Genomic DNA, 12279 nt, shown 5'->3' with positions numbered 1-12279 from the left:
ATGTCGAGGCGGATCTCGGCATCGACTCGATCAAACGGGTCGAGATCATGGGCGTGATGCAGGAGCGGTTCGCGTTCGAGTCGTCCGCGGGTCCCGAAGCGCTCGCCGAGCTGCGGTCGTTGGGCGACATCGTGCGGTTCGTCACCGGCGGCGCCGCCCCCGCCTCCGCCGCGAGCGGCCCGGCCGCGCCCGCCCCTGCCGCCGCTCCTGACGCTGCCACGCCGGCACCGGCACCGACACCGGCGCCGTCCGAGCCGCGGGGCCGGATCGGCCGGGCCCAGGCGGCCCTGGCCACGCTGCCCGACCCGGACCGGCTCGTGGCCGCCTACCCGCAGGGCGGCGGCGCGCTGCTCGTCGACCACGGCGGCGACCTCACCCCGGTGCTCGCCGAGCGGCTGGCCGCCGAGGGCTGGAAGGTGCACGTCCTGCGGCTGCCGGGCGTGCCCGAGCGCGCGGCGGGCGTCCGGGACCACGCGCTGGCGAGCTGGGGCGTGACCGAGCTGGCCGCGCGGATCGAGGAGGCCCTCGCCGACCGGATCAGCCTCGTCCTCGACCTCACCGCCCCGGGCGGCGACTGGGCCGACGGCGTCAGGCGGCTCGCGCACTCCCTGCTGGTCGCCAAGCACGTCGTCGAACCGCTCACCGAGGCCGCCGCGTTCGGCCGGGCCGCCTACGTGGCCGTCACCCGGCTCGACGGCGCGTTCGGGCTGCACGGGGTGGCCGAGGAGGCGATACCCGGCGGCGGCGTCGCCGGCCTGGTCAAGACGCTCGCGGTGGAGGCCCCCGAGCTGTTCTGCCGCTCGGTCGACCTCGCCCCCGCGCTCGACCCGGCGGCGGCCGCGGCCGCCGTCCTGGAAGAGGTGCACGCGGCCGGGGCCGAACCGGTCCAGGTGGGACGCGACGGCACCCGGCGGGCCGGCCTGACCCTCGCCGACCAGCCGCTGACCGGCACCGGTACGGCGAGCGCGCCGCTCGGCGCCGGCGACCTGCTCGTGGTCACCGGCGGCGGCCGCGGCATCACCGCCTCCTGCGTCGCCGAACTGGCCCGCCGCCACCGCCCGGGGCTGCTGCTGCTCGGCCGCACCCCGCTCGGCGAGGAGCCGGCGTGGGCGGGCGGCGTACCGGAGGGCGGCCTGAAGGCCGCGGCCGCCGCCGAGTTGAAGGCGGCGGGCGAGAAGCCCACCCCGAAGCGGGTCGAGCAGCTCTACCGCACCGTGGTCGCCGTCCGCGAGATCCAGGACACGCTGGCGCAGGTGCGCGCGGCCGGCAGCGAGGCCGAGTACCTCGCCGTGGACATCACCGACCCGGCCGCCACCGCCGCCGCGCTCGCCCCCTACCGGCAGCGGGTCACCGGCCTGGTGCACGGCGCGGGTGTGCTCGCCGACCAGCTGATCGCGAACAAGAAGGCGTCCGAGATCGAGCGGGTCCTCGCGCCGAAGCTCGCCGGGCTGCGCTCGGTGGTCGCCGCGCTGCCCGAGGACGCGCTGCGCCACGTGGTGCTCTTCTCCTCCGTCGCCGGCTTCTTCGGCAACCGCGGCCAGTCCGACTACGCGATGGCCAACGAAGTGCTGAACACCTGGGCGTCCGCCTTCAAGCAGCGCCACCCGCGGGCCCGGGTCACCTCCCTCAACTGGGGCGCCTGGGACAGCGGGATGGTCTCCCCGGAGATCAAGGCGGTCTTCGAGCAGCGCGGCATCACCCTCATACCGGTCGGCACCGGGGCGCGGATGTTCGCCGAGCAGTTCGCCGCCGAGCGCGCCGACGACGTGGTCACCGTGCTCGGCCCGACCACCCCGCTGTCCGCGCGCGAGGCGGTGGTGCTCGGCGCCGAGGTCACCGTCGAACGCGCCCTGGCCGGCCTGGCGGCCGACCCGATCGTCACCGACCACGTCATCGGCGCCGACCCGGTGCTGCCGGCCGCCGTCGCGCTCGGCTGGGCGATCGGCGCGGTGGAGCGGGCCGGGGGCGTACCGGTCGGCCAGGTACGGGATTTCGCGGTGCACAAGGGCATCGTCTTCGACGGCGGCGAGCCCGGGACCGTACGACTGGTGCTGAGCCCCGCGGGCGGCGCGGTACGGGCGGCGATCCGCTCGACCGGCGCCGACGGCGCCCTGCGGCCGCACTACGCGGCCGTGGTCGACACCGGCACCCAGCCGGCCGAGGCCGCGCTCGCCGGGCTGCCCGCGCTGGGCGGCGGACAGGACGCCGCCGGGTTCTACGCCGACGGCACCCTCTTCCACGGCCCGTCCCTGCGCGGGGTGCGCCGGGTGCTGGCCGAGGCGCGGGACCGGCTGGTCCTGGAGTGCGCCCTGCCCGAACACCGCCCGGCCGGCGGCGCGTTCGGCGGCAGCCGGTACGCGCCCGGCACCGCCGACCTGCTGCTCCAGGCGGGCCTGGTGTGGGTGCGGCTCTTCCAGGGCAGCGCCGCGCTGCCGCTGGGCATCGGCCGGGTCGACCTGCACCACCCGCTGCCGGACGGCGCACCGTTCCTGGTCGTGGTGGAGCCCGCCGCGGACGGCGCCGGCCACGGCACCGCGGCCTCGCTCACCGTCACCGCCTGCGCCCCCGACGGGCTGGTGCTGACCCGCTTCGACGCGGTCTCGGTGGTCTCCGCCCCGCAGCTCGCGGCCAAGTTCGCCACCAGCTGACCGCCCGCGTCCTTGACGGACGTGCCTGACCCGGTCGGTCCGGCCGGCGCCCCGATCACGCCTGCCGGCCGGACCGACCGACCCCAGAAGGGAAACCCAGCTCCGATGAGCACGTACGCCATCGTCGGCCTCTCCTGCCTGCTGCCGGGAGCGGAGACCCCCGAGCAGTTCTGGCAGAACCTCGACTCCGGTACGGACAGCCGCACGGACGGGGGCGAACCGGTCTTCGGGCCCGCCCCCGCGGCCGGGGACGCCGACCCGCGGCACGGCATCTACTGCCGTCGGGGCGGCTTCGTCAGCGGCTTCGACTTCGACCCCACCGGCTACCTCCTCGACCCCGGCCACCTCTCCCGCCTCGACCGGCTCTTCCACTGGTCACTGCACGTCGCCCGCGAGGCGCTGCGCGACAGCGGCCACGCCGACCGGCCCGCGACGCTCGAGCGCACCGGGCTGATCCTCGGCGCCTACTCCTTCCCCACGCCCTCCTCCGCCCGGGTCAGCGTGCCGCTGGCCCAGGAAGCGGTGCTGGAGGGGCTGCGCGCCAGCGGGCGGCCCGAACTCGCCGGGCTGGGGCGGCGCGCCCTGGTCGACCCGGCCGGACTGAACGCGGCGGACCTGCGGGTCAGCGGCTCCCCGGCCGGGCTGGCCGCGACCGCGCTCGGCCTGGGCGGCCCCCGCTACGCGCTGGACGCGGCCTGCTCCTCCGCGCTGTACGCGCTGAAGCTCGCCTGCGACCACCTGGCGGCCGGCCAGGCCGACCTGGTGCTGGCCGGCGGGGTCTGCGCCCCCGACCCGACCCTCATCCACCTGTCCTTCTCCGACCTGCGCGCCTACCCGGCCGACGGCTTCAGCCAGCCCTTCGACGACCGGTCCGGCGGCATCCTCACCGGCCAGGGCGCCGGGATGGTCGCGGTGCGGCGGCTCGCCGACGCGCTGCGCGACGGCGACCGGATCTACGCCGTCGTCGACGGCATCGGCCTGTCCAACGACGGCGCCGGCCGGCACCTGCTGGTCCCGCGGGGCGAGGGCCAACTCGACGCGTACGAACTGGCCTACCGCGGCTCGGGAGTCGACCCGACCGCCATCGACTACCTGGAGTGCCACGCCACCGGCACCCCGATCGGCGACGCCACCGAGGCCGAGTCGGTGGCCGCGTTCTTCGGCGCGCACGGCAAGGTGCCGCTGATCGGCTCGGTCAAGGGCAACATCGGCCACCTGCTGACCGTCGCCGGGCTGAGCAGCATGCTCAAGGTGATCCTCGCCATGGCCGGCGGGCACATCCCGCCGACCATCGGCGTCGAACGGCCGGTCACCTCCAAGGACGGCGCGGTCGGCGACGGCGTGCTGGTCAGGAGCGGCCGCCCCTGGCCGCGGGGCGACGGCCCGCGCCGGGCGGCCGTCTCCGCGTTCGGCTTCGGCGGCACCAACGCCCATGTGCTGCTCTCCGAGCCGGTCGCGGCCGACGGGCCCGGTGCGGGCGGCGACCAGGACCCTGTGGCGCTGCCCGCGCTCGACGTGGTCGGACTCGGCGCCCACTTCGGCGCGTTCGACAGCGTGGACGCCTTCGAACGCGCCGTGCACACCGGCGCCGACGCGCTGGTCCCGCTGCCCGAGCGGCGCTGGCGCGGCCTGGAGCAGACCGTCGGCGGCTCGCTGGAGCAGATCGCCGGCATCGGCCCGCAGGACCTGCCGCACGGCGCGTTCGTGGACGGCGTCGGCATCGACCCGATGGACCACAAGATCCCCCCGGCCGACCTGCGCACGTACAACCTCCAGCACGCGCTGGCCACCAAGGTCGCCGACGAGGCCCTGCACGACGCCGGGTTCAGCCGCGAGGTCCCCGCCGGCCGCCGCGCCCCGCACCCGCGGCGGATCGCTGTCGTGGTGGCCATGGAGATCGAGCCCTACACCCACGCCCGGCTCACCCGCTACAGCCTCGGCGGCTTCCTGCGCGAGCAGTTCGCACGCGCCGGCGTCGAACTGACCGACGAGCAGCGGGCCGCGCTCACCGCGGCCGGCCGGGACGCGGTGGTCGACCCGATCGTCGCCAACGAAGTCCTCAGCTACATCGGCAACGTGATGGCCAGCCGGATCTCGTCGCTGTGGAACCTCACCGGCCCGTCGTTCACCATCTCCGCCGACGGCTCCGGCACCGCGGAGGCACTGGAGATCGCCCGGCTGCTGCTGCTCGACCCCGGCATCGAGGCGGTGCTGGTCGGCGCGGTCGACCTGGCCGGCTCCGCGGAGAACCTGCTGCTGCGCCCCGACGCCGTCCGGACCGCCGGACTGACCTTCGGCGAGGGCGCCCGCGGCCGGCGGATCGGCGAGGGCGCGGGCGCCGTCGTCGTCACCCGGCCCGGCGAGGGCACCGGCACGGTCTACGCCCGCCTGGACGCCGTCGCCGTACGCCACGCGGCGCCGGTCGACGGCGTGCTGCCCGAGGCCGACGCCGCACCGCTCGCCGCCGCGGCCACCGCCGCCCTGGCCGCGGCCGGGATCACCCCCGGCGACATCGGCTACGTCGAGGCCCACGCGGGCGGCACCGCCGCGCAGGACCGGGCCGAACTCGCCGCGCTGGCCCGGGTCTACCCCGCGGGCTCCGGCAGCGTCGCGCTCGGCAGCGCCAAGGCGCAGATCGGCGACGCCGGGTGCGCCGCCACGATGGCCGCGCTGATCCGCACCGCGCTGTGCCTGCACCACGGCTACCTGCCCGGCACCAGCGGCTGGCAGCGCCCCGCCGACGACCTGGCCGCCGACTTCGCCGCCTCCGCGCTCTACGTCCCTGCCGACTCCCGGCCCTGGCTGCGCCCCGCCAAGGGCGCCCGCCGCCACGCCGCGATCGACCTGATCGGCGCCGGCGGCACCCACGGCCACCTCGTACTGTCCGCGGACGCCACCCGCGGCGCCGTCACCGCCAGCGACTGGCAGCGCGCCGGCGGCCCGCTGCTGCTGCCGCTCGGCGCCGCCACCCCGGACGCGCTGGTCGCCGCCGTCGCACACCACCGCGACCTGCTGGCCGGCGGCGCGGACCCGTACGAACTGGCGCGCGCCGCCGCGGCCGAACTGCCCGGCAGGCGGCTGCGGGCAGTGCTCGTCGGCCGGGACACCGCCGAACTGCTCGCCCAACTCCGCCTCGCCGCAGGCGACCTGCCCGGCACGCTCGCCCGCGGGGACGAGTGGGCGACCCCCGCCGGGTCCTTCTGCACCCCCCGGCCGATCGGCCCGGACGGAAAGGTCGCACTGGTCTACCCGGGCGCCTTCAACACCTACCCCGGCCTCGGCCGCGACCTCTTCCGCGCCTTCCCCGGGCTGCTCGACCGGTTCGAGGAGCAGGCCGACGAACCCGCCCGGCTCCTCCGCGCCGAACAGCTCTACCCGCGCACCCAGGCCGCCCCGCAGCGCCGCGACCTGATGGAACTGGAGACCCGGCTCGGCGAGGACATCCCGTTCATGCTCGCCACCGGTACCAGCTTCGCCATCCTCTACACCGAGCTGGTCCGCGACGTGCTGGGCGTCACCGCCCACGGCGGGTTCGGCTACAGCCTCGGCGAGTCCAGCATGCTCTTCGCCACCGGCGGCTGGCAGCCGGCCGGCCGCCGCGACGACCTGATCAGCGGCACCCCGATCTTCCGCGACCGGCTCTGCGGCCCGCGCCGCACCGTCCGCGAGGCGTGGCAACTGCCCGGCAGCACCCCGGACAAGGACGTCTGGTCCACCCATGTGCTGCTGTCCGCCGAGCCGCCGGTACGCGAGGCACTCGCCCGCTACGACCGGGTGCACCTCACCCACGTCAACACCCCCGGCGAGCTGGTGATCGCCGGCGCACCGGACCAGTGCGCCGCGCTCATCGCCGAGTTGGGCTGCCCCGCGGCACGCTCCCCGGTCAACGTGGTCATGCACAACCCGGTGGTGGACGCCGAACTCGACGGCCTCGCCGGGCTCAACGACTACCCCACCGGCTCCATCGGCGACCTGGAGCTGTTCAGCGCCTACGACTACGCGGCGATCGCCGATCTCGACCGCACCCGGATCTCGCGGCGGATCGCCCACACCCTGCGCTCGACGATCGACTTCCCGCGGCTGGTGCGCACCGCCTACGACCGCGGCTTCCGCTACTTCCTCGAGGTCGGCCCCAGCGCGACCTGCTCGCGCTGGGTGCGCGACACGCTCGGCGACGCGCCCCACGTCGCCGCGTCCATCGACCGGCGCGGGGTGCCCGCCGCGAAGTCCCTCGCGCAGATGGTCGCGCGGCTGGTCGGCCACGGCCTCCCGGTCGACCTGACGGCACTGCTCGGCCCGGCCCCCGGCCCCTCCCGCGGCGCCGAACGCCGCGCGGCCGCCGCCCGCTTCCGGGTCGGCGGCGGCCCCCCGATCCCCGCCCGCGTCGCCCACGCCGCCGCGACGACCCTGGAGGCCGCGCCTGCCGCACGGGCCCGGGGGCTCGCCGCGGTGCCGGTGCCCGCCGCTACCCCGACGCCGGCGCGGCAAGCCGCCGGCGCACCGACCGGCCCCGCCGCTTCGCTGCCGGCCGCCACGGCCGGATCGGCCGGTCCGTTGCCGGGTACTGCCGCCGTGGCGCGGCACGTTGCCGGGGCGTCGGGTGCGCCTGGCGCTTCGGGAGCCGGCACGGTCTCTGGCGTGGCCGGAGGCGTGCCTGCCGCTTCGTCCGCCTCGGCTGCGCCTGCCGATACGGCCGGGGCGCTGCCGGGCGTTGCCGGGGTGTCGGGTGCGTTGGGAGCGGACACGGCTTCCGGCGTGGTCGGTGGGTCGGCAGGACCTGCCGATGCAACCTCCGGCGTGACCGGCGCACCGGCCGTGCCTGCCGAGGCGACTGGTCAGGCCGGTCCGTTGCCGGGCGTTGCCGGTGCGGTGCGGCGCACCTCCGGGGTGCCGGGTGCGGCGGGTGCGTCGGGAGCCGAGTCGGCCGTACCCGCCGATACGGCGGTGGCTTCCGCGGCGGCCGGAACCGCTGGGGCACCGACCGCGCCCGCCGAATCTGCTGCCGGGGCGCTGCCGCCCACTGTTCCCGTCCTGTCCGAACCTCCGGAGGAGCCCGCGCTGATGCCTGCCGACCCGACCCTCGCCGACCCGGAGGTCATCGCCTTCGACGGTGAACCGATCAGCTTCCTGCCGTGGGCGCCCGCGGGACCGGCCGAGCCGGCGCCGTACGCCCCCGCCGTGGAGGCGCCCCCGGCACCCGCTCCGGCGCCGGTGCCGACCGCCGCCGACTCCGCGCCGACGCCCGCCGCAGGCCTGATCCGCGAGCTGCGCGCGCAGATGCTCGCCACCCACACGGTGGTCATGGAGACCCAACGGGTGCTCCAGTCCGCGACGTTGGACCGCGCCGAGGCGCTGCTCGACCCGGCTGCCCCGGCCCGCCCCGTGCTGCCGCCGCACTCCGCACCGCAGGCGGTGGACCCGGCCCCGGTCCGCCCCTCCCTCCCCGCCGCCAGCGGGCCCGCGCCCGTGCCCACCCCTGAGCCCGCGCCCGTCCGCACGGGCGTGATCTGGGACGAAGCGGACCTCCTGGAGTTCGCCACCGGCTCCGTCGCCAAGGTCTTCGGCCCGGAGTTCGCGGTCGTCGACACGTACGCCAAGCGCGTGCGGCTGCCCGCGCAGCCGTACCACTTCGTCACCCGCGTCACCGCCCTGAAGGGCACCACGGGCGTCTTCGAACCCGCCACCATCACCACCGAGTACGACGTGCCGCAGGACGCCTGGTACGCCGTGGACGGCGGGGTGCCGCCGGCCGTCACCGTCGAGGCCGGGCAGTGCGACCTGCTGCTCGTCAGCTACCTCGGCATCGACTTCCGGAACAAGGGCGAGCGCGTCTACCGCCTGCTCGACAGCTCGCTGATCTTCCGCGGCGGGCTGCCCCGCACCGGCCAGACGCTGCGCTACGACATCTCCATCGACCGCTTCGTCCACCAGGGCGACACCACCATCTTCTTCTTCAGCTACTCCTGCTACGCCGACGGCGAGCTGATCCTCGAACTCAAGGACGCCTGCGCCGGGTTCTTCAGCCGCCAGGAGCTCCAGACCCCGCTCGGCGTGGTGATCACCGAGAAGGAGAAGGCCGCCCGCGCGGCCCTGACCCCGGGCTACTTCAAGCCGCTGGCGTACACCGAGAAGAACCATCTGACCGCCGCCGACCTGGAGTTGCTCGCCCAGGGCCGCCCCGGCGACGTCTTCGGCCCGCACCACGCCCAGGCCCCGGGCGTCAACCCCGCGCTGCGGCTGCCCGACGAGCGGCTGCGGATGGTCGACGACGTACGCGTCGACCGCACCGGCGGCCCGCGCGGCCTGGGCAAGCTGGTGGCGACCAAGCAACTCCAGCCGGACGCCTGGTACTTCGCCTGCCACTTCCCGGACGACCCGGTGCTGGCCGGCTCGCTGGTGGCCGAGGGCGCCGTCCAACTGCTCCAGATCTACCTGCTGCACCAGGGCATGCACCTCACCCTGCCCGACGCCCGCTTCCAGACCATGACCGACCTGCGGATCGACGTGCAGGTGCGCGGCCAGATCACCCCCGAGCACCGCGAGATCCGCTACGAGGTCGAGGTGATGGAGCTGACGCTGCTGCCGCGCGCCTCGGTGGTCGCCGACATCCTGGTGTACCTCGGCGACAAGCCGGTGATCCGGATGCGCAACCTCGGCCTCCAGGTCCGCGAGAAGGAGGGCACCCCCTACCGCCCGGAGGTCGGCGGCTTCCCGGCGTTCCTCGGCCGCACCAACCGCTCCGGCGAGCCGGCGATGATCAACGAGATGCACCTCGCGCACGCCGCCAAGGGCGACCTCGGCGTCGCGATGGGCCCGGAGTTCGACATCTACCGCACCAGCCGGGCGCCGTACATCCCCAACGGGGCCTTCCAGTTCGTCGACCGGGTGATGTCGCTGGAGGGCACCCGCGGCGACCTGAGCCCCGGCTCGGTGATGGTCTGCGAGTACGACTCGCCCGCCGACGCCTGGTACTACCGGCAGAACTCCTCGCCGTACATGCCGAACTTCGTCTACATGGAGTCCTCGCTCCAGGCGGCGATCTTCCTCGGCTACTACCTCGGCGCCACCCTCGGCAAGCCGCAGGAGCAGTACGCGATCCGCAACCTGGACGGCCGCGCCACCCTCGTCAAGGACATCGACCTGCGCGGCCGGACCATCCGGCACACCTCCACGCTGCTGATGACCAGCGCGGTGTCCGGCGCGGTGCTCCAGAACTTCCGCTACGAACTGTCCGCCGACGGCGAGGTGTTCTACACCGGCGAGTCGCTCTTCGGCTACTTCAGCGCCGCCGCGCTGGCCAACCAGGCCGGCCTGGACAACGGCCGCTTCGTGCCGCCGTGGATCGAGCAGGAGCAGGTCCCCGAGGAGCGGGTCCGCCGGATCGCCCTGCCCGACGGCGCACCCGCCTTCACCGACCCCGCCGGCGGTGAACTCCACCTGCCCGGCGGCAACTTCGCGCTGGTGGACCGGGTCGAGCTGGTCGCCGACGGCGGCCGCCACGGCGCCGGCTACGTGCACGGCTACCGCCAGGTGCGGCCCGACGAGTGGTACTTCGACTGCCACTTCCACCGCGACCCGGTGATGCCCGGCTCGCTCGGCGTGGAGGCGGTGCTCCAGGCGCTGCGGCTGTTCGTCATCGAGACCGGCCTCGCCGAGGGCATCGAGCGGCCGCGCTTCGCGATGGCCGAGGGTGTGGAGACGTCCTGGAAGTACCGCGGCCAGATCCTGCGCGACGACGGCGAGATGCGGTTCGACGCGCACATCAAGGAGGTGCGCCGCGAGGCGGACCGGCTGCTGGTGATCGCGGACGCGGACCTGTGGAAGCCGGGCCTGCGGATCTACGAACTCGCCGACGTGGCCATCGAGGTCCGCCCCGGCGCCTGACCGTCCCACCGGACCGATCGCCGTACCGGCCCCGCCCCGCCCCCGACCGGACCCGCCCGCACAGCCCCTGGAGCCTCCCCGATGGAGAACCGACCCCCCATGGAGCACCGCACCCCCATGGACCACCGAGACATCCCGCTCCGCTGGCACGGCGAGCGGCACCCGAGCACCGACTCGGCCGGGATCTACCAGGCCCTGGCCGACCTCGACGAGCAGTGCAGCATCGTCCTCACCGCCGACGGCATCGGCGCGGTCTCCGGCGGCGCGGCGGTCTCCGGCGGCGCCGGGCTGCCGCTGCTCGCCTCCGTCCCGCCGCTGCCGCCGCACCGGCTCGGCTCGGCCGCGTTCCTGACCGCGCACGGCGTCCGGCAGCCGTACCTGGCCGGGGCGATGGCCGGCGGCATCGCCTCCGCCGACATGGTCGTGGCGCTGGCCCGGGAGGGCTTCCTCGCCTCCTTCGGCGCCGCCGGACTGCTCCCGGAGGCCATCGCCCGGGCGCTGACCCGGTTCGCCGCCGAGATCCCCGGCCTGCCGTACGCCGTCAACCTCATCCACAGCCCCAGCGAGGACCGGCTGGAGCGGGAGGCGGTGGAGCTGTTCCTGCGGCACCAGGTGCGCTGCGTCGAGGCGTCGGCGTTCATGGGCCTGACCCCGCACGTGGTGCGCTACCGGCTGGCCGGGCTGCGCCGCGGCGAGGGCGGCCGGGTCGTCGCGGAGAACCGGCTGATCGCCAAGGTGTCCCGGCCGGAGACCGCCGAGCGGTTCATGCGCCCGGCGCCGGCCGCGCTGGTCAGCACCCTGGTCGAACAGGGCCTGGCCACACCGGAGCAGGCCGCCCTCGCCCACCATGTGCCGCTCGCCGACGACATCACCGTGGAGGCCGACTCCGGCGGCCACACCGACCGCCGTCCGCTGCCCGCCCTGCTCCCGACGATCGTGCGGCTGCGCGACGCGGTCCAGCACGAGCACCGCTACGCGGCGCCGGTGCGGGTCGGCGCGGCGGGCGGTATCGGCACCCCGGCCGCGGTCGCCGCGGCATTCGCGATGGGCGCCGCCTATGTGGTGACCGGCTCGGTCAACCAGTCGTGCCTGGAGTCCGGGGCGTCCCCGGCGGCCAAGGCGATGCTCGCCGAGGCGGACATCGCCGACTGCGAGATGGCGCCGGCCGCCGACATGTTCGAGATGGGCGTCGAACTCCAGGTGCTGAAGAAGGGCACGCTCTTCCCGATGCGGGCCCGCCGCCTCTACCAGCTCTACCAGGCGCACGACGGCTTGGAGGACCTGCCCGCCGCCGAGCGCGCCAAGCTGGAGCAGCAGGTCTTCCGCCGCCCGCTGGAGGACGTCTGGAACGACTGCGTCGGCTACTTCGAGCGGCGCGACCCCGAGCAGCTCACCCGCGCCGCGGGCAGCCCCAAGCGCAAGATGGCGCTGGTCTTCCGCTGGTACCTCGGCATGGCCTCGCGCTGGGCGGTCACCGGCGAGCCGGACCGCGTGACGGACTACCAGATCTGGACCGGCCCGGCCATGGGCAGCTTCAACGACTGGACCACCGGCAGCTATCTGAAGACCCCCGGCAACCGGCGGGTCACCGACGTCGCCCACCACCTGATGCGCGGCGCCGCCTTCCACACCCGGCTGGCGCACCTGCGCACCGCCGGGGTGAGCATCCCGCCGTCCGCCGCCGACTACCGCCCGGTCCCGCTGGACGCCCCCGTCCTCGGCTCCTCCCCGGCAGGCACCCGATGAC

3 protein-coding genes are annotated in these 12279 nt (G+C 75.5%); all 3 read left to right on the top strand.

Features of this window, described 5'->3' with window-relative positions:
* On the top strand, positions 1-2648 hold a 2648-nt coding region (locus tag WA788_RS11005), incomplete at its 5' end, for an SDR family NAD(P)-dependent oxidoreductase (RefSeq protein ID WP_335975199.1).
* A gap of 105 nt (positions 2649-2753) precedes the next feature.
* Complete coding sequence (locus tag WA788_RS11000; RefSeq protein WP_335975196.1) at positions 2754-10532, top strand: beta-ketoacyl synthase N-terminal-like domain-containing protein; 7779 nt, start codon at positions 2754-2756, stop codon at positions 10530-10532.
* Between the two features lie 117 nt (positions 10533-10649).
* Positions 10650-12278, top strand: coding sequence for a PfaD family polyunsaturated fatty acid/polyketide biosynthesis protein (locus WA788_RS10995; RefSeq protein ID WP_443034008.1), 1629 nt, complete (start codon positions 10650-10652; stop codon positions 12276-12278).
* The last annotated feature ends 1 nt before the right edge of the window (position 12279 follow it).

The sequence above is a fragment of the Streptomyces sp. CA2R106 genome, assembly GCF_037034245.1.
In the GTDB taxonomy this organism is placed as follows: Bacteria; Actinomycetota; Actinomycetes; order Streptomycetales; family Streptomycetaceae; genus Actinacidiphila.
Note: the sequence above shows the minus strand (reverse complement) of the source record. Positions and strands in the feature narration are given on the sequence as shown.

Excerpts from the sequence above, each read along its gene's own strand:
- WA788_RS10995 (WP_443034008.1), top strand. The coding sequence starts at position 10,650 with ATGGACCACCGAGACATCCCGCTCCGCTGGCACGGCGAGCGGCACCCG.
- WA788_RS11000 (WP_335975196.1), top strand. The coding sequence starts at position 2,754 with ATGAGCACGTACGCCATCGTCGGCCTCTCCTGCCTGCTGCCGGGAGCG.